The following is a 22,637-nucleotide window of genomic DNA, read 5'->3' on the forward strand; positions in this document are numbered from 1 at the left end:
ATTCGTAAGAGGCTCAAAATCAGTTTACTCAAACGCGTGTACCTTTGGTCACTGACCAATAGAGAACGGCTGTAAACCTCGCCTCTTTATATGAAATACAAAAAGGGAATCTTAACTCACCGGCGCACAGGGTGAGTTAAGATTCCCTTATTATTGACTAAGATATTGAGTTCTTACTTTTAATTAACTTTCAAATGAAAGTTTCTCGCCGAACGTCTCTCTCCAGTCTTTATCGAACTGCTCAACCGCCGGTTTTACTGCTGGATGTGCGAACATTTGTGCCGCCACATCGGTTGGCAATGTAATGGCTTCGATGCCCAGTTTCATCACCTCCATCGCTTGTTGAGTGTTCTTGAAGCTGGCTGCCAAAATCTTCGCTGGTAGTTGGTTTTGATCGAGCAACAATTGAAGATCCGCGACCACTTCAACACCGTTGCCGTTCATCGCATCAATGCGGTTTACGTAAGGTGCTAGGTAGTCTGCACCGCACAGTGCTGCAAGGAAGCCTTGTTGAGCTGAATAGATAGCGGTAGCAAGAACCTGAATTCCCTCTTCTTTCATTAGCTTAATTGCTGCTAAGCCCGTTTCTGTTGCTGGCACTTTTACCACCATATCGTAAGGCAATTCATTCAGTTGGCGCGCTTCTGCCAGCATGCCTTCGACGGTTGAACTCACGACTTGAGCATGAAAGCGAGGTGTCCCGCCAAGTGCTTCTTGCATACCTGCTAGGGTTTCATTCAGTCCCTGCTTTGACTTCGCCAAAATGCTTGGGTTTGTCGTCACGCCTTTTAGCGGTAGGCACTGGTTAAAGCGTTTTACTTCTGCCACATCAGCAGTATCTAAATAAAGTTCGATCATGGTTTCTACCTTAAACAAAATCTTCGTTTTGATGATGGGATCACTATAGATCTGACAATCGAACGAGATCTTGATTTTGATCAATTGAAATTTCATTTGAAACTATAATAATTTCATTAAATGAAAGTTAAGTGAAACTTGTAAACGCTCAAATGAAGCTTTCAGTTCGAACAAAGAAAAGCCGCTGATAAAACTTAACCAGCAAGAAACGGATTAAGTACACAGCGGTAGCACAGACCAAGAGGCAAGCAGAGATGTATTTCAATATCCAACGATTCTCTACCCATGATGGCGATGGCATTCGTTCCATTCTTTTTCTTAAAGGATGCAGCTTGTCTTGCCCTTGGTGTCAAAACCCAGAAAGCCGCAGCGAAAAGCATTCACTGTTGTTTGATCAGCGAAGCTGCATGGAAGATTGCCAGCTGTGCGTTTCTGCTTATCAAGCTACAACTCAATCTACTGCGGGTAGTGAAACGGTGAACGATGGTATTCAACGCATCGACAACCAGATCATCATCAATCGCAAAGCCATCAAAGAAGACCAACTGATCGCGCTGCGAAACGTCTGTCCTACGCAAGCACTGACCGTCTGCGGTGAAGAAGCAAAATCAGACATGCTGTTCGACACCTTGATGAAGGACAAACCTTTCTACGACCAAAGCCAAGGTGGCGTGACCTTCTCCGGTGGTGAGCCTCTCATGCAAGCGGATTTGGTGGCAGAACTCGCGCAGCGTCTGCATGACAACCAAGTCTCTACCGCTATTGAATCGTGCATGCATGTGCCGTGGAAGTACGTCGAAAAAGCCGCGCCGCATATTGATTGCTGGTTGGCGGATTTAAAACATACCGACGAAGAAAAGTTTCTTAGCTGGGCGAAAGGTTCACTAAAACGCATCAAAGACAATTTCCGAAAACTGGCACCTATCGCGAAACGCATTGTGATTCGCGTTCCCGTTGTGCCGGGGTTCAATGACACCATCGAAGAGTTGAAAGACATCATCGATTTTGCGGCTTCACTAGAGAGCTGCCAAGAACTTCACTTGCTGCCGTACCACACGCTCGGCATCAATAAATACCGTTTGCTCGATATGCCTTACGAGTGTTCTGACAAGCCATTAAACAAACCAGAACTGCTAGAAAGCGCCATGCAATACGCAAGCGAAAACACCCAACTTAACGTGATTGTAAGAGGTTAACTATGGACCTGAATTACCTTCCTGAGCGTATCAAAGCGCACAAATCGGCACTGGTAAATATCGTAACGCCACCTGTCTGTACCGAGCGTGCAGAGGCATACACTCGTGCTTATCAAGCGAACGAAGACAAACCTGTAATTGTCCAACGTGCGCTAGCACTGCAAGAGCACTTACGCACTCGTACGATTTGGATTAAGCATGATGAGTTAATCGTCGGTAACCAAGCGAGCAAAGTACGCGCTGCGCCTATTTTCCCGGAATACACTGTACGTTGGATTGAAGCGGAAATTGATGAGCTAGCCGACCGTCCTGGTGCAGGCTTTGCGGTCACTGAAGAAGATAAACAAAGCATCCACAGCATCACACCGTACTGGCGTGGCAAAACCGTTCAAGACCGTTGTTATGGCTTGTTTACTGATGAGCAGCAAGAAATCTTAGCCAGCACCATCATTAAAGCCGAAGGCAACATGACTTCGGGTGACGCGCACCTTGCGGTGGACAACGAGAAAATCTTGAAGCTAGGCATGAACGGTTTGTTAGAGGATGTTCGTCAGCACCGTGCTAACAATGATGTTTCGACCTTTGAAGGCTTGAAGAAAGAGCAGTTCTACAAATCGGTCGAAATCGTACTGCTTGCGATTCAAGATCACATAGTGAGCTACGCTGAATTGGCGTCAAAAATGGCGCTAGAAGAGACACGCCCGCTGCGCAAAGCTGAGTTAGAAAGCATTGCGGCAAACTGTCGTCATGTCGCGAGCCACGCACCAGAAAACTTCTGGCAAGCACTGCAGTTGAGCTATTTCGTTCAGTTGATGCTACAAATCGAATCGAATGGTCACTCGGTTTCTTTCGGTCGTATGGACCAATTCCTAAACGAATTTTATGTTCGCGATATCGAAAACGGCGCGATTGAAAAAGACTTTGCACTAGAGCTATTACAAAGCTGCTGGTTGAAGCTGCTTGAAGTAAACAAGATTCGCTCTGGCGCGCACTCAAAAGCCTCCGCAGGTTCTCCGCTGTACCAAAATGTGTGTATCGGCGGTCAGAAGTTGAATGAAAAGGGTGAGCCTGAAGACGCAGTGAATCCCCTTTCTTGGGCGATTCTGGAATCTTGTGGCCAGTTACGTTCGACGCAACCTAACTTGAGTGTGCGCTACCACGAAGGTTTGAACCAAGAGTTCTTAATGGGTTGTATCGAAGTGATTAAATGCGGCTTCGGTATGCCTGCGTTTAACAACGATGAAATTGTTATTCCTGAATTCATCAAGCTTGGTGTAGAGAAAGAAGATGCTTACAACTACGCCTCTATCGGCTGTATCGAGACGGCGGTTCCGGGCAAATGGGGTTACCGTTGTACGGGCATGAGCTTCATTAACTTCGCTCGTATCCTGCTCGCTTCATTGAACGAAGGTGTGGATGCAACAACGGGTAAAGCCTTCTTGCCGCACGATAAGTCATTAGCAAAAGGTAACTTTGAGAACTTTGAGCAAGTGACGGCTTCTTGGGCTGAGCAAATCCGCTACTACACCCGTAAATCGATTGAGGTTGATACGGTAGTTGACTGTGTGCTTGAACAGCAGGCACAAGACATCTTCTGTTCAACGCTGGTGGATGACTGTTTGGCTCGCGGTAAAACCGTGAAAGAAGGCGGCGCTAAATACGACTGGGTATCTGGTTTGCAAGTCGGTATCGCAAACTTGGGTAACAGCCTAGCTGCCATCAAGCACCTTGTTTTCGATGACGCGCAAATCACTCAGCCCCTTATCTCACAACAACAGCTAGCAAAAGCATTGGCAGAAGATTTCGACGGCATGGAGAACGAGCAGCTTCGCCAACGTCTTATCAACTTTGCACCAAAATACGGTAATGATGATGACGCAGTAGACCAACTACTGGCAGACGCTTACCAAGTGTACATTGATGAGCTAGAGCAGTTCGTTAATACGCGTCATGGGCGTGGTCCAATTGGCGGCGGTTACTACGCAGGTACATCAAGTATTTCGGCAAACGTCCCATTCGGTGCTTCAACCATGGCAACGCCAGATGGTCGTAAAGCGAAAACGCCGTTAGCTGAAGGTGCAAGCCCGTCATCTGGCTCAGACCGTTTAGGTCCAACGGCTGTGTACAACTCGGTTGGTAAGATTCAAGCGAATAAGATCCTTGGTGGCGTGCTGCTTAACCAGAAGTTAAGCCCGGCAGCGGTTGAGTCTGAAGGGGATAAGCTCAAGCTTTCTATGTTGATTCGCACCTTCTTCAACCACCACAAAGGTTGGCACGTGCAGTACAACATCGTCTCTCGTGAGACCTTGCTAGCTGCGAAGAAGAACCCTGAACAATATCGTGATCTTGTTGTGCGAGTCGCAGGCTACTCAGCCTTCTTCACTGCACTATCACCAGATGCGCAAGACGACATCATCGCACGTACTGAGCACGAACTGTAAGTACACTCACTAAGTAAAACAAAAGGCACCGATTGGTGCCTTTCGTTTGAATACTTAATCCGCAAATGACTATACCTGACCGCATTACAGCTTGTGCAAAATGGTCACGCATTTTTTCGTGACGTTGTCGTACTCTTTCGTCATGTAAGCGGTAGTGATCGCGCCCTCTTTCATGATGCAAATGGCATCGAGTAATGCAGCGTTGTCTGATTTGAGATAGCGTTGAATTAGCTCTCTGACTTGCTGCTTATGGTAGCGGCAATACGTTGCGATCTCGCCACTGTCGTCACTGAATTCCGCGGACGTATTGATGAAAAAGCAACCGCGAAACTCGCCCAATTTTTCTTCAGAGCCATGAAACCAGCCGTTGAGTGCAGTAAATAACTGATCGATCACCTCCGCGCACGTTTGTGCTGAAGAAAGCTTTTCCTCCAACCATTCCATAAATATTTGGTGGCGTTGTTCTAATGCGGCGATGATAAGCGCTTCTTTGCTCTCAAAATGGTTATATAGCGTGCGTTTAGCCACGCCGGAAACATTGAGAACTTCATTGATGCCAATAGAGTTGATGCCTTGTTTGTAAAACAGTGACAAAGCTGTGTCGATCAATAACTGTTTCTTTTTGTTCATAACTACGTCCTCAAAAAGTTCCATAAACACATATTGACAAAGGTAGACAGGTTTGTCTATTTTATTTTGTAGACAATTTGGTCTACTTTTGAGGTGTTTATGAATAATTTAATTTTATCGTTGGTTGCCGGACTTGGCGCTACGCTGGCTATTGGTGTGTTGTCTTACGCCGAGGTATCTCTTACTGAGGTAGTACTCCTGATGGCACCATTTGGTGCTACCGCAGTACTGGTGTTTGGGGTGCCAGGCAGCCCTCTTGCTCAACCCAAAAACGTGATCATTGGTCACTTCATCACGGCCTCTATCGGTATTGCGTTTAGCCAGTATGTTGACGTCACGCCGGTCACGCTCGCGATTGCGACGGGGCTGGGTGTGTCTGCGATGCTGATTACGAAGACCACTCATCCACCTGCGGGTGCAAATCCAATTTTGATCATGGCGTCTGGGCAGGGATGGAGTTTTCTCTTCACGCCTGTCCTGATTGGCGCGATAGTGATTGTTCTGGTCGGTAAAGGGTTACAGTTGCTACAAAGTCAGTACTTAAATCCTCGATTGAATGGTCAGAAGACCTAGTCGGATTGTAGTTAGAGCCGCGAAAGGGAGTGATCTCTTTTGCGGTTTTATCTTTTGTCGGTTTGCAAAAACAAAATCTGATTCTCTCTTGGTATTCAGTCGTATACATCAACATGGTAGTTAAATTGGTACAATGCGATGAACAGAATCCACCCTAAGAAACTATTGCACAGTAAATGGACGGCAATTTCACCTAAAAACAAAGAGAAGCATTTTGTCGTGACGGAAATGGAACTAGATGAAGATGGTAACGTTGTGAGATGTGTCATCGAGGCAGTCATGAGTAAACGCGACCAAGAGATGAACTGGCAAGACCTAAAAGACTCTGAGCAATGGATGCAAGGGTGGAAGTGAGTGACGCTTCGTTGTTGGGCGAATCAAGCAGAAACGTGCGTTGCGAGTAGGCAAAAGTGGTGCTATCTGATACGTTGATAATTCGTTCTAACGCCCACTCAAAGGATTAATTATGATTGATTTCGACAATTCCTCTGTATTTAAGCTTAAGCCGATTGACGTTTCTAATGCCAGAGAAGACTTCCTTAAGTTCTTGATTGATGGTGAGACTATTTTCGCTGCTTTTAAAACAGTTCGTGACCAAGTGGTGTTTACGAACAAGCGAGTGATAGCGGCAAATGTGCAAGGGATTACCGGCTCAAAAGTGGATTACACTTCTTTGCCTTACAGTAAGATCAATGCATTTTCTATCGAGACCTCTGGTACTTTTGATTTGGATTGTGAAATCGAGTTCTTCATGAGTGAGGTGGGAAGAGTGCGTTTTGAAATTAAAGGCTCGTTTGATTTGATTTCTTTCAACCGTATGGTTAGTGAGTATGTACTAGGTTAAGGGGTTAGAAATGAGAGCTTCGCTGAGAGACAAAATTATAGAGGTCTGTGACAAAAAGATCGCGAGTAAAGGTGAATTGGTTGGTCTCTCATTTTATGCGTTTTTCGCTAATAAAAATGACGACCCAGAGCTGTTGATGGAAGCGGCTACGTGGTGGATTCAGACTCATCAGCTCGACCACTTCGAAAAAGCAGTAAAAATAAAATCAATGGTCGAGTCGGGGAGCTAAATTAAAAAAAAGAAGTAAAGAAAGCAGACAAATGCTAATAACGTTGCGGACAAAACAGGGTAGATAATGTAAGAGTCCTGCTTGTTGGTTCGTTGAAAACATAGCGAAACAAGTAAGACGTTATAAACAACAAGTAACAAGCTGATCATGGTTCCGCTGTTTAGTGTCATACTTGATAGCTGAGTTAAGAAAAACGCCAATAAAAGGTAATCGAAGACAATGAGCCATAAAAAGGCTTTCTTCAGTAAGTCGCTTTTTCTTTTTTCGGATGATGTTATGTGCATATAGAACTCAACTAAAAAGTCACAGTAACAGAGGCTTTGGTTAGAGAGGTCACCATCAGAGTGGTGACCTTTTAAGATTATAATTCTTGAATTTTTACTTCGCTGGTGGCGGTATCGCCGGAGTAATTGATGACTTCTTGACGAATGACTGGTTGGTTAAATTCAGCCTTATCTTTCGCTTTTTGCAGTTCACTTTCTTGGTGGTTGCCAAAAAGGGTTTCAAGCACTTTAGCGGCAGGAGTCGTTAAAACAAACAGCTCAATACGACGGTTTTCGCTAGAATCTGGCTCATCAGGATTAAGCAGCGCTCTATCTGACATACCCGTTACCTGCATTACTCTATCGTCCGGCATACCGCCTTCAACTAACGTATTTCTTGCTACGTCTGCTCGAGAGGCTGATAACGCCCAGTTAGATTGACGACCAAAACGCTTTTTAAATGGAATTGCATCTGTGTGTCCGCTGATGATCAGAGGGTTGTTAACACGATGAAATACAGGTGCTAGTGCGAGCAGTAAATCTTCAAAAAAAGGAGTAAGTTCTGCACCACCACGGCTGAACATATGCTGTTTGTAATCATCTTGAAGGACGATACGCAAACCTTGTGGTGTCACCGTGACGTTTACATTTCCCTGCGCATTAATTTGGGCAGTCATTTGCTCAATTACTTTTGCTAGTGCGGCAAGTTGCTCTTGAGTATCGAAGTTACCAGGAATCAAAGAATCAATTTCTGGTCCATCCCCATCACCTTTAAAGTAAGAGCTTACTACATGGTTGGAGTTGTGTTTACTTGGCACAGAAGAGTCCTGTGCCAAGTCGATAGGAGAAATACTTTGTGACGTATCAAATGGGTTGCCGTAACTCTTGTCGAATACGCTTGAACTATGCAAGTGGGCAACAATCGCTTTACGCTCTTCTTTGTCTACCACCTGCATAACCCAAAGTACAAGAAACAGCGCCATTAGGGCGATCATGAAGTCAGCAAACGCGACTTTCCACGCGCCGCCATGAGACGACTCATCATGGCTGTATACTTTGGCACGTTTGAACACTACATGCTCTTGTTTTTGCATTATCCCTCCTGTTCAGCTAACCACTTCTCCATTTGGTTGAATGTTGGTTTGATGTCTAGCTGAATATGTTTACGACCAGCGTCAATGGCGAGCAATGTCGGCTTTTTCGCTACGTAGGCAACCAAGGTTGCACGAACGCACTCAAAAGCAGTCATATTACGTTTTACTCGCTGAGCCATGGCGTTACTTAGTGGATCTAAGCCACAGTAACAACCGAAAATACCAATGAATGTACCAACGAGAGCTGCCGCAACGTGATAACCAATCATAGCGATTGAGCCATCAATAGCTTGCATGGTGATAATGATGCCACCAACTGCTGCAAGAATACCGAAGCCAGGTAGTGCTTCAGCTGTACGCTGTAGTGAGCGTGAAGGTAAAAGCATTTCGTTCTGTATTGCTTCGATTTCTTGCTCTAGCAGTCCCTCTAATTCATGAGGCGACATCTGTCCCATTGCCATTAAACGTAAATTGTCAGTAATGAAAGAAATTAGGCGATGATCTTCTGCGATCGTCGGGTAAGCGAGGAACATAGAGCTTTGCTCCGGAGCCTCAATATGAGAATCCAGAAACTTGTATCCGCGGTTTCTCGCTGTCTCTAGCAAGTTGTTGAGTAGTGCCATTAATTCCATGTAGTACTCATGCTCTTCTGTTGGACCTTTAATGGTCGCTGGCACTTGGCGACGCATTTCTTTCAGTACATGAGGCGGATTACCGATGATCAAAGAACCAGCAGCGGCGCCAATAATGATAAGGAATTCGGCTGGCTGCCAGATAGCACCTAAGCTACCACCGGCCCACATATATCCACCGAAGACGCACACCAGGATAGTGAGCACTCCAAAAAACTTTTGCATCTTGTGACTCCTAAGAGGACATTAATTGGTTGAGTTGTTTCAGCGCTTGTTTGTGAAGCTGACATATACGAGGTGGTGTCAGATCCAATACCAGAGCTATTTCGTGTAAGTTGAGTTCATGTTGATAGAACAGAGTCAGGAGCAGTTGATCGCGCTTAGGTAATTTACCCAAAGCACTGTCTAAACTACGACGAATATGTTCATGTTCCATGCCATCGTATTGCCCGCCAATGTAGCTATCACCGCTGCTCTCCATCAGTTGGTCAAGGCTTTGCATCTCGCCTGCGAGAGCGGCATTTTGGCGGTTGTAATAATCTTGCTCATTCGTCCCTAAAGCCTGGATGATTTCGGCATCCGTTGGCATTCGACCTAACGTTCGAGTGAGATCTCGAGTCACGTCGTTGAGCTCGTGGGCTTGTTGACGAGTCTTACGTGAACGCCAATCTAGTCGGCGTAATTCGTCTAAAATAGCTCCCCGAACTCGACAAACGGCGAAAGCAGGAAAGTGAGGATCGTCAACATCGCCATATCGGCGTCCAGCCTCGACTAGAGCGATAAGGCCTATCTGCTGCATATCTTCAATACTACAGTGAGAAGTGGCATGAACGCGCAGCTGGTTAACTACGCGTTTTACCATGACCTGATGACGTTGTAGCAATGCGTTTTCATCAATTGGTCGTGACGGTGTTGTCACTTCCTCTTCTGTGGTGTAAGTGTCTTGTACATTCATGTCTAACATGGTTGTGCTCCGTTATTGCACAACATATTTAGTCAACAAAACATCGTCGATTTCTCGGACGATGTCTGTTTTAGCAAAAGCGAGTAGAAGCGTTTGCTTCACTTCGTCTTGCAGAATATCGATGGCACCCGCTTGCTGTAACTGATCAAACGTTTTGTCGCTAAACAGTTTTAATAGAGAGTTTTGTACCATAGGCATGTATTCATCGATCTCTTTGATACGCTCTGGGCGGCGTGTCTCAATTGCCAGTTCTAGCATCACAAAGTGAGTCTGTTTCTTGCCTTTAACGGTCAAAACGACTTTGTCCAAAGGATGGAAGCTAGGACCTTTACTTGTCGGTTGTTCTGTGACCAAAAAAGACAGTGGAGAGTCTTCGATCAGTGAACCAGAGTCAGGTGACTCTTGAGCGTGTTTGTTTAAGTACCAGATTCCGCCCATAATTGTGACGGCCGAAACGAGGGCACTGGTGATGATCATGGCGATAAACAGGGCGATCATTTGTTGTTTGGTCATAACCTTTTTCCTCGAAGATTCACTAAGCTTGAGTGCTTAGCCAGTGTTCTGAATAGTTAGTTGTTGTCGTGGTTTGGAATGCACCAGATTCTCGTGCGGCGAAAATATTGGTGTCTTCTTCGTTTGCGTGTGGGTCATTTCGACCTTGGTTTTGATCAGAGCCAACATTGACATCGACATGAACGAAGTTTTGCTCTTGTAACTCAGTACGCAATCGTTCCGAAACTTGCATTAAAGCTTCTCGTGTTGCTGCGGCATTGGCGTTGATGTGGACACTCAATCGGTCACCTTCAACACGTACAAGTAAATCCAATTTCCCTAAGTCTGGTGGGTCTAGGCGGATTTTTGCTTCTTGTACATTTTGTTGAGCTTGGAGCGTCACGCGATCATGTAAAACTTGCATCATTTGCTCCCCCCACTTTCCGGCAGTGGTATCAACACGCACCGCTGCCCACTCAGAGCCTTGAGCTTGAACATGACTCGTCGCAACCGGTGAATGTGCAGATTGTGTTGTAGGAGCTTGTGCTTGAAGTAGAGATGCGGTTGGTTGCCCTTGAACAGGTTGATTCAAAAGAGTTTGAAACTCAGCACCGGAGATAGGCAAACGCGAACTCGATGAAGTCGGCAGACTTTGCTTCACATCTTGTTTTGATGATGTGTTTAACATAGCGTTAGACGAATCTTGAGTAACAGACTTAACTTCGCTCGCAGTCATTAAAGATGACGCTTTTCCTAGTTTCTCAGCCTGCTTCTCTGCCATGGTAATCATACCCTGGGTTAAAGCTTGAGCTTGCGCTGCAAGATCAGTCGATTCTGTTAACCCTAGTGTACTGGTCAAGTTGGCATCCGGATCTGAAGCTGAGCGGTCATCAGTATCAAAACCATGACTTTGTACTTTGTTTGCGCTGTTCAAAGTAGAGGCCGTAAGGTGAAAACTCGGTACCGCTGACGCAGAGTTAAAGTCTTGCTCACCATTCTGCTTGTTCCCTGATTTAAAACCATGAGAAAAGCCGTGTACCGAGTTCGCTTGCTTGATGTGACCCTCATTGTTAGCTGGCGAATTACCCGAGTGCTGAGTTGAAGAAGGTATGATCATTGAGTTAGCTCCATGGTCATTGCTAATTGATAGGCCATAGCGCGTTCTTGATGGTCATTGACCATGTTCATCTCTTTTTTCAACTCGTTGGTCGACTTCTCTAATACTGCGAAGGCATTAGCGTGCACTGTTTTCGCTCGCTGGATTTCAGGTGCAAGCTTAGGATCTTTCAAAAAAGGCTTGTGACTGATCAAAAGCTCTCGCAACTGCAAGTCGTACCGCTTGAGCGCATGCCAATCGGCCGTTTTTGCGGCGAACTGGATGAGCTGAGATAAATGACGGAATCGCTCTGGCGATACTTTATGCTTGTTGTCCAAAATTCATCCAACCTTCACGAATGTTACCCATTACACGCTCAACGTTAACCAAGCGATTTGCATCGTTTTGCACGCTAGCGTAATAAAGTTCGACTTGGCAGAAGTCATAAAGCTGGCGTAGGTTTTCCGCAATTTCACCGCCGTTTTCATCATCTAGAGCACTTGTTAGTCCAATCAAGATGTTCATGCATTTGTTGATTCCATTCCCTTTCTCGGCCAAACGATTTGCGGCTAGGTGGCCGCGAATACGTTCAACTTCATCGAGTAGGCCATCGATTAACATGATGACTAATTGGTGTGGATTTGCTGCTGCCGCTTGAGCGTCGAGATCGACTTGTTGGTACGAATCGTAACCAGAATCCATAAGCATGAATATTTCTCCTAAATTTGGAACCAAATGTCTTATTTTTGAGCATTAAACATGGACATGGTTTGGTTCATTTGGGTCATAATTGAATTCATTTGAGTGAATTGTTTGAGATAGCGGTTGTACGACATTTCGTACTTACGCTCTAAATTGGTTTGTTTATCTTTGATTCGGTCTAAGCTTGACTGTATTGCGTCTTTACGCGTGCTGAAGGTACCTGATGAGAACTTCAAGAAAGGCTCTACCATCGCGTCAAGAGAATCTAGCAAAGCGTCATCCCCATTAAACAACGCCTCTAAGCCTGCGCTGTTTGTTTGTTGAGCTTCTTTGAACTTTTCTTGATCAACTTTCATTTTACCGTTGCGGTCTAGGCTCACGCCGATTTCGCTTAGGCGCATACCATTGTGTTCACCTCGGATTAACCCCGTTAACTGACTCTCAATAGAACGCAATGTCGAGTCGCTAGCGAGCACGCCGCGTTTCTGATCTTCACCGCCAATTTGGGTGTACTGATCGATAGTCGAAACAAGGGCATTGTAGGTTTCCACAAACTTATCTAGTTGTTCTTTAGTGCCTTCGCTATCAGCTCCAATTTTTAAACCGATTGGCGAATCTCCCGTGGCTTGCGGTTTAGATACGGTAATGTCAACACCGTCGATGACACCTTCAAAAGTATTACTTGCGTTGGTTAGTTTCAGGCCTGAGTCTTTTGCACCTAGCCACATAACCGCATCTTGCGGAGCGTTGATTTGCTTGAGGCTGGTGAAGGCGTCTTCAAACCACGCTTGGCCAGTACCCGATGCAGATACGTTGATCTTATTTTCGACACCAGTCTCAGTGCTCGATAGCATAAAGTGTGTTTGACCATTCGAGCGAACTAGAGTGGCGTTAACGCCAGGGTTATCCGTGTGATTGTTAATCGCACTGGCTAAATCGCTGATCGTTGCAGTGCCGTCACCATTAACATCAACAGAGGACAAGTCTAGAGTCATTGTTTCACCGTTGATGGTGAATTCTAAAGATCCAGTTGTTGGTACTTCTGTCGTTGCCTCAAGGTCTGCAGGCATACCTGTAGATACTTGATGCGCCGTTGCCACTTTTTCTACAAAAATCTGATAGTTACCCGTTAGCGCTTTAGCATCCGCGTTTGCAGTAAAGTTACCTTCTTGAGAGAGTGTCGCACTGTTTTTGATGATGCTGTTTGTGCTGTTATTCATCTCTTTCATTGCAGTACGAAAATCACGTAGTGCGCTTTCAACTTTATTAAAAGCTGACAGTTGTGACTGGTACACATTAGCTTGCGCTTGGTAACGGTTTTTGAATGGGTTTGTGTCCAATTGTGCGAATTGGGTTGCCATTTTTACTGGGTCTAAAGAACTCATGAGGTGTGCTCCTCTCATCTCTTATTGGCTTGAATACTTTGAATGCTACGCCTTAGTTTAATTATCAGTGGCAAGATACGTGCCGTATATTAAATTCAATTAAAACAAAGGTTTAAAGCTATTTTGTTTTCTTGGGAGGAAGTGGTGTTTCCACCTTGTTTGTTCCGCCTTCCTCCATGGAAAAAGTAATTTCCTTATAAGAAAAGGCGACCTAAACAAAGAAAATATTTAATTGTATTGACGGTTCTAATTAGGAGAGATGTTTTAATTAGACGTTATATTCAGCCTTTACTTCAGCTTGATTCAGATAATTCTTACAGAGTACATTAATTACGTTTTGATATTATTTTTGATAGTGTGACGTGCAAGTGTTCTCACTAAAAATTAAATTTTTTACGTTTCAAAGAATGTCAGTTATGAATGAATTTGCGTTACGATTGATGAAGTGTGCTCGTGCATATGAAGAGTTCATTAACAAAAAACTATTAAGTAAACAGAGCATCAATTCTGATGAGATAGCTAGTATCTTAAAGGAAGCTAAGTTCAATTTTCCTGAACTTAGAGATAGTAAAATAGGAAGCAAATTAGAGACGATAGAATTAGAACTGTTTAATAAGGTTTTATTTAATATTATGTTGAAGTTCGGATTCAGAGTGCCTGAATCTCACAAAGATAATACGAGCTCTATTTATATTCGTAGATAAAAATAAAGCCTTCCATAGGAAGGCTTTATAATTAAGACGATTTAAATTAAGCGCACTATTAACTAAGTAATTAGCGTAGTAGTGACATTGCCATGCTTGGAAGCTGGTTAGTTTGAGACAGAACAGTTGTACCTGCTTGCATCAACATTTGGTTCTTAGTCATGTTTGAAGACTCTACTGCAAAGTCTGTATCCATGATACGACCTTTAGATGCTGTAACGTTTTCTACCATGTTACCAAGGTTAGCCATAGTGTGCTCAAGACGGTTGATGTTCGCACCGAAGTCTGCACGAGAGCTACCAATTTTTTCTACTAGACCGTCAGCGCCGCTGATTTTGTCTAGTGCTGCTTTTGCTTTAGTCGCGTCATCGATACCATCTGTAATTGCTGCATCAGCAAGAATAGTAGTGATTTCACCGATACCTGCGCTTGCGCTTACAGTCAATGTTTCAGCAGAAGATGCACCGATTTGGAATGTTACGTCACCTGCACCGAAGCCGCCGCCTTTAAGAAGGTTTTGACCACCGAACTTAGTGTTGTCTACGATGTTGTTTAGTTCTGCAGTAAGCTGTGTGAACTCTTTGTTAAGAGACGCACGGTCTGTTGCACTGTTTGAACCGTTCAACGATTGTGTAGCAAGGTCGTTCATACGGTAAACGATGTTTGTCATTTCATCCATCGCACCTTCAGCAGTTTGCATCATAGAGATGCCGTCTTGTGCGTTACGCATTGCTACTGACATGCCGCGTGTTTGCGCTTCTAGACGGTTAGCAATTTGAAGACCAGCAGCGTCATCAGCAGCTGAGTTCACACGGTAGCCTGTGCTTAGACGTTCCATTGCTGTGTTTAGAAGTCCGCTTGTTGTGTTCATTGTGTTTTGAGTTACAAGCGAAGCGTAGTTAGTGTGCATTGATAAAGCCATCTTAGTCTCCTTAGTTAGTCACTATATCTTTCAGGCCTCGGGATATTCCCTTGTCACTAACTAGAGGCGGTCGGTCGGCTTTAATGATTAATTTGAAAATTAAAAAATTTCTAAAAAAGATAAAAATTGATGATTTTTAGTGATTTGTATTCCATGAAAACCGGGAAAATCATCATATAAGCCTAAATTTTTTAGTTAAGTTAAAGAAACTATTGCCCAATGATCTTGTGGTTATCCGTTATAAATAAAAAAACAGCACGAATAAATCGTGCTGTTTTAAATATAAATGGTTGAGTTTCAACTATTCCTCATCAAAAGACTGAAAGGAGAGAGAGGTTGGGATATCGCTGAAATAACCAAAATAATAACTGGCACCCAATAAACGATAACGGTTAAGTTCCGTTTGACTCGCTACACGTCCGGCAACCCAAGTATATTTATGCTTTCTTAAGAACTTAGCAATAGGTAGGAAAGCGTGTCTTTCTTCTTTATCCTCTAGTGTGACTGACAATTTGATCATATCGGGACTAAAGTCTGCGACGCGTTCGAAGTTCACTTGCGATGTCGCGACTTCAAACCAAAGTGAATATGCATTCTCTTTTAACTTTTTGGTGAGTGTGGCGACTTTATCACGATCACATAACGTTTCATCAGCTTGAAGAGAAGGAATCACATGTTGAAAAGCAGAAGAGTGGAACTGAATAGTCTGTTCGAGAAAATAAACCCCAGGCTCCCAAAGTAATGCATCCACGCGAATTGGTACGACAACATTACTAATCAAGTCGTGGTGAAAGGCTTCTAACTGAAACTGTGTTTGTCTTAGTGCAAGGTAAAGACTGAACAAATCCAGGCAGTACTGCATTTGTTCAGAGAGTTTGAATTGATAGACACTTTGTTCTCCACGCATACCAAATCTCAACGTCAGGTGTTGGAATTCTACTTCTCCTGATTGAGCTTCCCTAATTGCTTGGCATGCGTGTTGGACATCATTGTGTTTTAAAGCATCAAAGACTAATTGATCGTCATCCGTGACGATATGTTGTACTGCGAGACCAACCAAATGTTCGTACATCGCATGTGTTGAAATAAGATTAACCAAGGTTTCCTACCACATTGATTTGTTTGTTTTCTGGGATTTCGTTGTAAGACAATACTGCCAGCCCTTGCGTAAATGTGCGAGCGTAACGCGCTAGAAGAGGGCGCAGCTGTGGCATAACGAGAAGGATCGGAGGTAGCCCCTGTTGTTTAAGCTGTTGTCTAATCAATGGCAAGTTTTGTTGGAACTGACCAAGAATGTTTGGCTCAATTGGGAAGCTATCTAGTGTTACCGTACCAGAAGATTGTGCTTGTTGCAGTGAAGTTAGTAGCATTTGTTCTAACTCATCAGACAGTGCGTAGACATTTAATTCGTTCTTTTGTCCTGCAATTAAGTTAACAAGCGTACGCTTTAGTGCACAGCGTACATCAGATGCAAGTAGGATCGGGTCCTTTGTATTTTCCGCGGATTCCAACATTGTGTTGGCAATCGTGCGAATATCTTTTAGTGGCACTTGGTCCAATAAAAGCTGACGATATACTTTCAGCTGCTGTGCTGGATTAAGTGCTGCTGCTAATGCTTCTGCTAGTTTCGGGGCTTGTTGTGTCAAACGCTGGGTTATTGCTTCCACATCGTCGTGCGTAAACAATTCTGCAAGGTTTGTCTTCATGATTTTACTAATATGAGTGGCAATAACAGTGCCATCATCGACAACTTGGTAACCCATATTAAGTGCTTTTGCTTTATCTTGATGCTCAATCCACACAGCTGGCAACTGATAAGCAGGATCGCTACCCAAAATGCCATCTACCTCACCGTAAGTTTCGCCAACCGCTATCGCCATTAAACGTTCTGGTTCAATAAAGCCTTGCTCAATGACTTCGCCATTTAGAGAAATTGTGTATTGGTTTGGCTTGAGGCTCAGATTGTCACGAATACGAACTTCAGGTAATAAAAAGCCAACTTGTTCAGAAAGGTTTCGACGCACACCGCGAATTCGTTGTGATAAAGGTGCCCCTTGTTCTTTGTTGACTAGATGGACGAGTCGGTAACCAAGCGCAAGTGATAATGTTTGGACGTGAGGAATATCATCCCATGTCAGCGGTGTATCATCGTCTTGCATTGCTTGTGAAAGTGCTTCGACCTCTTCGATCTGGGAGTCTTGCACTGGCTTCTTGGTTTGACGCCACCCTGCGAACGCTAATGCGCCAGCAAACGCAAAAAAGGCTAGGTGTGGCATACCCGGTACCATACCGATTACCGCCATAATACCTGCGACAGTAAATAGCGTTGCAGGAGTTGCCAGTAATTGCTTTTGCATGGTTTCCGACATGCCATTATCGCTATCATTAATTCGCGTAACGATAATCGCGGCAGCCGTTGCCAATAGTAGTGAAGGAATTTGAGCAACTAGACCATCACCGATTGTGAGTAGGGCATAAGTTTTAAAGGCGTCAGACGCAGCGAGTCCATGCTCGAAGACACCAATACTGATACCACCAATGATATTGATAAACAGAATCAACAAACCTGCGATGGCATCGCCACGCACAAACTTTGATGCACCATCCATCGAACCATGAAAATCGGCTTCGTTGGCGACTTCTTTACGGCGTAAGCGAGCCGTTTCCTGATCGATAAGGCCAGCGTTTAAGTCGGCATCAATTGCCATTTGTTTGCCTGGTAAAGCATCCAACGTAAAGCGGGCTGAAACCTCAGAAATACGTTCACCACCTTTGGTGATTACGACGAAGTTGATGATCATCAAGATGACGAACACCACCATACCAACGACGTAGTTACCGCCAATGACGACTTCACCGAATGCTTGAATGACCTTACCCGCTGCGTCACCACCATTATGTCCTTCTAGGAGTACAATTCGCGTAGAAGCCACGTTCAATGTGAGACGTAATAATGTTGCGACCAGCAAAATAGTTGGAAAAACAGAGAAATCTAATGGTCGCTTTGCGGTTGTGCTGACCAGCAATACTAGGATTGCTAAGACGATATTAAAGGTAAACAGCGCATCCAGTAGCAGAGGAGGCAAAGGAAGAATCACCATTGCTAATATCATTAGCAAGACGATTGGAATGCCAACGTAGCCTTTGGTTGATGTTTGAAGTTGTTTTAACCGGTTAAGCATACTTTCGTGTCCTTGGATAAACGCGGGTTAATCAGTGCTGCAAATGTTTTGGAATCGAAAAATGAGGTAAAGGAATTGGCTCTTTTCCCTCACCTTTACGAAAGGCTTTCAATTGCAAAACGTAAGTAAGAATATGTGCCACTGCGATGTACAGTTGGCTTGGGATTGCTTGTTCAATCGCCGTCGTGTGATAAATCGAACGGGTAAGTGGCGGGGAGTTAATGATTTCCACTTTGTTTTCTCGGGCGATACGTTGAATGTGCATAGCAGTTTCGTCTACGCCTTTTGCGACGACAAAGGGCGCGTCAGAAAGCGAAGGCTCGTATTTCAGTGCGACTGCGTAGTGCGTTGGGTTTGTGATGATCACGTCAGCCGTCGGCACCATTTTATCGATCTTACGGCGCGCAAACTGTTGCTGTATTTGACGAATACGTTGTTTTACTTCCGGACGACCTTCATTATTTTTAAATTCCTCTTTCAATTCTTGTTTCGTCATGCGGAGTTCTTTTAGGTGTTCCCAACGCTGATAAGGAATGTCGATAACCCCAAATAACAACAAGGCGAAGCCCATTAAGAGTAAGCCTTCAAACAGAATGGACATTACTAGAGAAAAACCTTGGCTGAGTGGGAGGTTTTGCATGCCAAGTAATGGCTGTAAGTGGTTGTCTAAATAGCCATATAAGATGCTGAAGATCACGGCTACTTTGAACGTCGACTTTAAGAGCTCAACCACTGAGCGGGTCGAAAAAATGCGCTTTATCCCGCTCAAAGGATTAATTTTGCTGAGCTTTGGCATCACGTTCGCGGGACGGAACATCCAGCCGCCTAGCACAAGGCTACTACCACAGGTCACGATAATAATGACGGTAAACAATGGTAATAGCATGTCTATGATGACCGCTAAACTTTGTCCCAATTGCTCGACAAGTTGTTTAGGATTTTCTAGGTCGGCTCGCGTCAGCATCATGTTGTAGCGAAAGATCCCCGACATGCTTTCCCAAATACTATTAAGTTGAGAGTAAAAGTAGAGCGCCACCGCTAGAAATATAACCGCAGTAGTAAACTCTTTCGCGCGAGGAATTTGTCCTTCCTGGCGGGCTTTCTTTACCTTCTGCGGTGAGGCTTTTTCAGTTTTGTCTTGAGAAGATTGATCGCTCATGCTCCCCCCAACATAAAGTTACTCAAGTGTCTAATGGTGTCGTGAACGAGCGCCGTGTAGCGACCAGGAACACCAGAAACTGAGATTAATACGCTGAATAGACCCAGCAGCATCGTCATAGGAAAACCTAACGCATAGACATTAAGTGATGGTGCGGCTCGGTTCATTACACCAAAACTGATGTTGGCTAGAAGCATGGAAACAATAGCGGGCAAAGCCAAAGCTAGTGAAGAGGCAAACATCCAACCGAAAATATTGACAACACCTTGCAGAGAAAGCGATGTGATACCAGATCCGACTGGCCAAACAACAAAGCTTTGAATCACGATATCTATGACGAGTAAGTGTCCTTCTAGCGCAAGAAACAACAAGGTTGAGAAAATCAGAAATATGCGTCCCAAAATGGCGACAGAAAGCCCGTTAATAGGATCATTCATCATCGCCATACCTAAGCCCATTTGCAGAGAAATCACCTGACCAAGCATGGTGAAAACGTTAAAGAGCATGTGCAAAATTAACCCAAACATTACCCCCCAAATAGCTTGCTCAAAAGCAAGGAACAGGGAAGTCATAGAGAATAACTCGACTTGTGGCATGGGTGGCATTAACGGTCCAGTAATGACAACGATCGAGAGGGCCAGTAAAGTACGAACCCAAACAGGAATAATCGCATCACCAAAGAAAGGCATTGAAATAAATACGGCTCCCACACGAAAAAACGGCCACCAGAGTTGACCGAGTATCGCCGAGAGCTCTGCAAATGTGATGGCCATTAGCCAATCATCCCTGGTATGTTGTGGAACAAGAAATCAAACAGTTCCATGATCTTACGGAGCATCCAGTGACCTGCAAAAATCACCATTAATAAGGTAACGAGCAAACGTGGCAAAAAGCTGAGTGTTTGCTCGTTGATTTGTGTGGCAGCCTGAAATACGGCGATACACAAACCGACAATTAAGCCTGGAACAACCAATACGGCAACCATCAAAATGATCAGCCATACTGCATCGGAAAATAACGTTACGGTTAGTTCTGGGGTCATAACTGCTCCTAGTTAACCGAAGCTGGCAGATAAGGTGCCAACTGTCATTGCCCAACCATCCACGAGTACAAATACCACCAACTTAAAGGGAAGTGAGACAATTAAAGGTGATAGCATCATCATACCCATTGCCATCAGGACACTGGCGACAACCAAGTCGATGACCAAAAACGGGATGAAAAGCATAAAACCAATTTGGAAGGCGGTTTTTAGTTCACTAATGACAAATGCAGGCAAGACAACGGCAAATGAAATATCTTCAACGTTTTGGTCGAGAGGCTCATTGGCAATACGTAACATTTGTTCAAGAGAGCTTTGGTGCGTCTGTGCCAACATGAACTCTCTCACTGGTTTCTCTGCAACAGAAAAAGCCTGTATTAGCGTGATTTCGCCGTTGTCGTATGGCTGAAACGCATTTTCATAAATATCGCTCCAGACAGGGCGCATAATCAGTAACGTCAATGCGAGAGCGATCCCGACCAACACTCTGTTAGGTGGGCTTTGTTGAAGACCAAGAGCTTGGCGCAAAATCGCAAGGACAACGACAATTCGAGTAAAGCTCGTCGCCATCAAAATAAATGCTGGAAGAAAACTGAGCGCCGTCATCAACAACAGAATTTGCAGTTTAACGCTGTATTCTTGTTGTGTGTCGCCATCAGAAACGGACAAGATAGTTAAGCCGTTGTCAGCCGCCATTGTTGGGAAAGCAAACAAAAGTGACACCAATACCAAAAGAGGTAACCAACGGTGCCAAGCGCTCAGATTTTTCATTGTGATGCCTACCTAAGATTATTGACCAACGCCACTCAATGCAGAGTCATGTACATCGATCAGACGAAGTCCATACTTATCATTGACAACGACAACTTCAGCGTGGCCCATAAGAGAACCGTTTACTTTCACGTCTAAAGGCTCGCCATTGAGCTTTTCCAACTCGATAACCGTGCCTTCACCCGCTTTCATTAAGTCCCCAAGTGGGATCTCCTTACTCGCAACTTCCAGCGTGACTGTGACAGGAATGCTTTTGAAAAAGCTAAGGTCACGTTCCGCAGTGGCTGGTTCTTGTTGGAGCGTATCTTCGGCTTCAAAGTCTTCTAATTGAAAATCATCAAAGTTCAGTTCTTCTGCGTCGAATGCATTAGTTTCTAGCGCTTCGCTCATCGCTGCGGTTCCTTATCAGGGTTAAAGATCAAAACAAGTTGGCCGTCTTGCTCGGCAATACGACCTGTAAATAGAGATTGGTTGCCAATGCTTACTGGAACCGTGTTAAGAAGCTCAATAGGTAAAATATCGTTGGGTTGTAAGCCAACCACATCACTTAAAGGCATCTTCTTTTTACTTAGAACAACGTTCAGTCGAACGGGGGTCGTCTCTAAAGAACGACAGAAAGGTTGAAACAAATCGGTATCAGGCTGCAGTTCAAGCTGCTCGATTAGCGTTTGAATAAGATGACCATCTAGCTTGAGATGAATTGAGCCTTGATGATCGTCAAACGCAATGTTTAATTGAACGTTAATGCCAATACCTCTAGGGGTCTCATACTCACCCGTGTCCCACATTTCACCAGGAGCAAGCCAACCGATGATGATTCGACTGATGCGCTCTTGTAAACGTAAGTCACTGGCCGTCAGAGTAGCGGCTGAGCGCTCTGCACTTGCACCATAAAATCTATCAGCCAACTTTATTAGCGTGTGGGGGTTACCATGGATGAATACCATGCCGCCTTCCTGATGTTGATAGGTCGACGTTTGCTCTTTGTCCATCTCAACCGATGTAAAGCGGTGCAAGTCTACTGAGGTTAAGCTAGCTTCCACTTTTCCTGTGCTGAGCCAATTTTGTAATTCAGTCGTAAGGTTTGAGCAAGATTCTGAAATTAAATTATCGAGCTTCTCACGAATGATATGAATAGGTTTGCCTAATAATTCTACATCAAGTAGTTGACTATCAGAAATAGGCTCGCTAACTCTATTTTCCATTTATATTTTACCGTGCGTTAACAATCGAAAGTTTTTTAACTTAATGGCGTGTAGTCTACACAGAAATTTTAATGATCTTTTAGCTCCAAACTCTAAGATTGTGACTTTAGTTCACATGTTGCTTTGTTCATATAGTCATAATCTTTTAATGAAATTTAAAAAGAGTTAGTTTTCTTTATAAATCGCTTAATAAATAAAATAACAATGTTGAGCGTTTTAGTTGTTATAGATTTTTTAAATTGCCTTTATGGCG

Annotated in this window: 27 protein-coding genes; 7 read left to right on the forward strand and 20 right to left on the reverse strand. The window is 44.2% G+C overall.

Features of this window, described 5'->3' with window-relative positions; translation table 11 throughout:
• Positions 1 to 183 precede the first annotated feature (183 nt).
• Positions 184 to 858, reverse strand: coding sequence for a fructose-6-phosphate aldolase (locus R7Z41_RS08555; RefSeq protein ID WP_137283015.1), 675 nt, complete (start codon positions 856 to 858; stop codon positions 184 to 186).
• Positions 859 to 1,112: 254 nt separating this feature from the next.
• Between R7Z41_RS08555 and R7Z41_RS08560 the strand changes: the two genes are divergently transcribed.
• Together R7Z41_RS08560 and R7Z41_RS08565 are read left to right on the forward strand one after the other, a co-directional pair.
• Positions 1,113 to 2,054 carry a glycyl-radical enzyme activating protein gene (locus tag R7Z41_RS08560; protein WP_064369611.1) on the forward strand — a complete coding sequence of 314 codons (942 nt, stop codon included), beginning with the start codon at positions 1,113 to 1,115 and terminating at the stop codon, positions 2,052 to 2,054.
• A gap of 2 nt (positions 2,055 to 2,056) precedes the next feature.
• A complete protein-coding gene (locus R7Z41_RS08565) occupies positions 2,057 to 4,495 on the forward strand; it encodes a formate C-acetyltransferase/glycerol dehydratase family glycyl radical enzyme (protein ID WP_206970605.1) in 2,439 nt (812 codons plus the stop codon).
• An 84-nt stretch (positions 4,496 to 4,579) separates the two neighbouring features.
• On the opposite strand, the gene R7Z41_RS08570 is transcribed toward R7Z41_RS08565, so the two are convergent.
• A complete protein-coding gene (locus tag R7Z41_RS08570) occupies positions 4,580 to 5,125 on the reverse strand; it encodes a TetR/AcrR family transcriptional regulator (RefSeq protein ID WP_064369613.1) in 546 nt (181 codons plus the stop codon).
• A 99-nt stretch (positions 5,126 to 5,224) separates the two neighbouring features.
• On the opposite strand from R7Z41_RS08570, the gene R7Z41_RS08575 reads away from it, so the two are divergent.
• From R7Z41_RS08575 to R7Z41_RS08590, 4 genes are all read left to right on the forward strand, one after another.
• On the forward strand, positions 5,225 to 5,698 hold the full coding sequence (locus R7Z41_RS08575) for an HPP family protein (protein ID WP_064369614.1): 474 nt from the start codon (positions 5,225 to 5,227) through the stop codon (positions 5,696 to 5,698).
• A 138-nt stretch (positions 5,699 to 5,836) separates the two neighbouring features.
• On the forward strand, positions 5,837 to 6,052 hold the full coding sequence (locus R7Z41_RS08580) for a TIGR02450 family Trp-rich protein (protein ID WP_054576599.1): 216 nt from the start codon (positions 5,837 to 5,839) through the stop codon (positions 6,050 to 6,052).
• A gap of 112 nt (positions 6,053 to 6,164) precedes the next feature.
• Positions 6,165 to 6,542: a PH domain-containing protein gene (locus R7Z41_RS08585; protein WP_005386881.1), complete on the forward strand. Its 378-nt coding sequence runs from the start codon at positions 6,165 to 6,167 to the stop codon at positions 6,540 to 6,542.
• Between the two features lie 10 nt (positions 6,543 to 6,552).
• Positions 6,553 to 6,771, forward strand: coding sequence for a DUF6500 family protein (locus tag R7Z41_RS08590; RefSeq protein WP_017634431.1), 219 nt, complete (start codon positions 6,553 to 6,555; stop codon positions 6,769 to 6,771).
• Here the strand turns inward: R7Z41_RS08590 and R7Z41_RS08595 are convergent.
• The 9 genes from R7Z41_RS08595 to fliD form a co-directional block, all read right to left on the reverse strand.
• Entirely contained in the window at positions 6,768 to 7,055 is a 288-nt protein-coding gene (locus R7Z41_RS08595) for a hypothetical protein (protein ID WP_005375002.1), read from the reverse strand. The genes R7Z41_RS08590 and R7Z41_RS08595 overlap by 4 nt on opposite strands.
• Before the next feature lie 77 nt (positions 7,056 to 7,132).
• The gene (locus tag R7Z41_RS08600) at positions 7,133 to 8,128 is read right to left on the reverse strand and encodes a flagellar motor protein MotB (RefSeq protein WP_005375003.1); all 996 of its coding nucleotides are present in this window, start codon (positions 8,126 to 8,128) and stop codon (positions 7,133 to 7,135) included.
• Positions 8,128 to 8,985, reverse strand: coding sequence for a flagellar motor stator protein MotA (gene motA, locus R7Z41_RS08605; RefSeq protein ID WP_005375006.1), 858 nt, complete (start codon positions 8,983 to 8,985; stop codon positions 8,128 to 8,130). Before motA ends, R7Z41_RS08600 begins: the two co-directional genes overlap by 1 nt.
• A gap of 10 nt (positions 8,986 to 8,995) precedes the next feature.
• The gene (locus R7Z41_RS08610; RefSeq protein ID WP_005375008.1) at positions 8,996 to 9,724 is read right to left on the reverse strand and encodes a FliA/WhiG family RNA polymerase sigma factor; all 729 of its coding nucleotides are present in this window, start codon (positions 9,722 to 9,724) and stop codon (positions 8,996 to 8,998) included.
• Between the two features lie 12 nt (positions 9,725 to 9,736).
• Entirely contained in the window at positions 9,737 to 10,237 is a 501-nt protein-coding gene (gene fliL, locus R7Z41_RS08615) for a flagellar basal body-associated protein FliL (RefSeq protein ID WP_005375011.1), read from the reverse strand.
• A gap of 22 nt (positions 10,238 to 10,259) precedes the next feature.
• A complete protein-coding gene (locus tag R7Z41_RS08620) occupies positions 10,260 to 11,333 on the reverse strand; it encodes a flagellar hook-length control protein FliK (RefSeq protein WP_206970606.1) in 1,074 nt (357 codons plus the stop codon).
• Positions 11,330 to 11,650, reverse strand: coding sequence for a hypothetical protein (locus R7Z41_RS08625; RefSeq protein WP_005375013.1), 321 nt, complete (start codon positions 11,648 to 11,650; stop codon positions 11,330 to 11,332). The genes R7Z41_RS08620 and R7Z41_RS08625 overlap by 4 nt, the downstream gene beginning before the upstream one ends.
• A complete protein-coding gene (gene fliS, locus R7Z41_RS08630; RefSeq protein ID WP_005375014.1) occupies positions 11,634 to 12,020 on the reverse strand; it encodes a flagellar export chaperone FliS in 387 nt (128 codons plus the stop codon). Before fliS ends, R7Z41_RS08625 begins: the two co-directional genes overlap by 17 nt.
• A 32-nt stretch (positions 12,021 to 12,052) precedes the next feature.
• Positions 12,053 to 13,399 (reverse strand): flagellar filament capping protein FliD, encoded by a 1,347-nt coding sequence (gene fliD / locus R7Z41_RS08635; protein WP_206970607.1) that lies wholly within the window; start codon positions 13,397 to 13,399, stop codon positions 12,053 to 12,055.
• A gap of 416 nt (positions 13,400 to 13,815) precedes the next feature.
• On the opposite strand from fliD, the gene R7Z41_RS08640 reads away from it, so the two are divergent.
• A complete protein-coding gene (locus R7Z41_RS08640; RefSeq protein WP_005375016.1) occupies positions 13,816 to 14,103 on the forward strand; it encodes a hypothetical protein in 288 nt (95 codons plus the stop codon).
• A gap of 70 nt (positions 14,104 to 14,173) precedes the next feature.
• On the opposite strand, the gene lafA is transcribed toward R7Z41_RS08640, so the two are convergent.
• The 9 genes from lafA to R7Z41_RS08685 form a co-directional block, all read right to left on the reverse strand.
• On the reverse strand, positions 14,174 to 15,025 hold the full coding sequence (gene lafA, locus R7Z41_RS08645) for a lateral flagellin LafA (RefSeq protein ID WP_005375019.1): 852 nt from the start codon (positions 15,023 to 15,025) through the stop codon (positions 14,174 to 14,176).
• Positions 15,026 to 15,326: 301 nt separating this feature from the next.
• Positions 15,327 to 16,097 carry an EAL domain-containing protein gene (locus R7Z41_RS08650; protein ID WP_005375023.1) on the reverse strand — a complete coding sequence of 257 codons (771 nt, stop codon included), beginning with the start codon at positions 16,095 to 16,097 and terminating at the stop codon, positions 15,327 to 15,329.
• A gap of 19 nt (positions 16,098 to 16,116) precedes the next feature.
• Entirely contained in the window at positions 16,117 to 18,207 is a 2,091-nt protein-coding gene (flhA, locus tag R7Z41_RS08655; protein ID WP_005375024.1) for a flagellar biosynthesis protein FlhA, read from the reverse strand.
• Positions 18,208 to 18,238: 31 nt separating this feature from the next.
• Entirely contained in the window at positions 18,239 to 19,366 is a 1,128-nt protein-coding gene (gene flhB, locus R7Z41_RS08660; protein ID WP_053307938.1) for a flagellar biosynthesis protein FlhB, read from the reverse strand.
• Positions 19,363 to 20,139, reverse strand: a complete 777-nt coding sequence (gene fliR, locus R7Z41_RS08665; protein WP_005375027.1) for a flagellar biosynthetic protein FliR — start codon at positions 20,137 to 20,139, stop codon at positions 19,363 to 19,365. The genes flhB and fliR overlap by 4 nt, the downstream gene beginning before the upstream one ends.
• Positions 20,139 to 20,408: a flagellar biosynthesis protein FliQ gene (gene fliQ, locus R7Z41_RS08670; protein ID WP_005375036.1), complete on the reverse strand. Its 270-nt coding sequence runs from the start codon at positions 20,406 to 20,408 to the stop codon at positions 20,139 to 20,141. Before fliQ ends, fliR begins: the two co-directional genes overlap by 1 nt.
• 12 nt (positions 20,409 to 20,420) lie before the next feature.
• Positions 20,421 to 21,179 carry a flagellar type III secretion system pore protein FliP gene (gene fliP / locus R7Z41_RS08675; RefSeq protein WP_005375037.1) on the reverse strand — a complete coding sequence of 253 codons (759 nt, stop codon included), beginning with the start codon at positions 21,177 to 21,179 and terminating at the stop codon, positions 20,421 to 20,423.
• A gap of 18 nt (positions 21,180 to 21,197) precedes the next feature.
• On the reverse strand, positions 21,198 to 21,569 hold the full coding sequence (gene fliN, locus R7Z41_RS08680; protein ID WP_005375038.1) for a flagellar motor switch protein FliN: 372 nt from the start codon (positions 21,567 to 21,569) through the stop codon (positions 21,198 to 21,200).
• Positions 21,566 to 22,384 carry a FliM/FliN family flagellar motor switch protein gene (locus R7Z41_RS08685; RefSeq protein WP_005375039.1) on the reverse strand — a complete coding sequence of 273 codons (819 nt, stop codon included), beginning with the start codon at positions 22,382 to 22,384 and terminating at the stop codon, positions 21,566 to 21,568. The genes fliN and R7Z41_RS08685 overlap by 4 nt, the downstream gene beginning before the upstream one ends.
• Between the last annotated feature and the right edge of the window lie 253 nt (positions 22,385 to 22,637).

It is taken from the genome of Vibrio sp. 1457, from assembly GCF_033340195.1.
Lineage (GTDB): Bacteria > Pseudomonadota > Gammaproteobacteria > Enterobacterales > Vibrionaceae > Vibrio > Vibrio alginolyticus.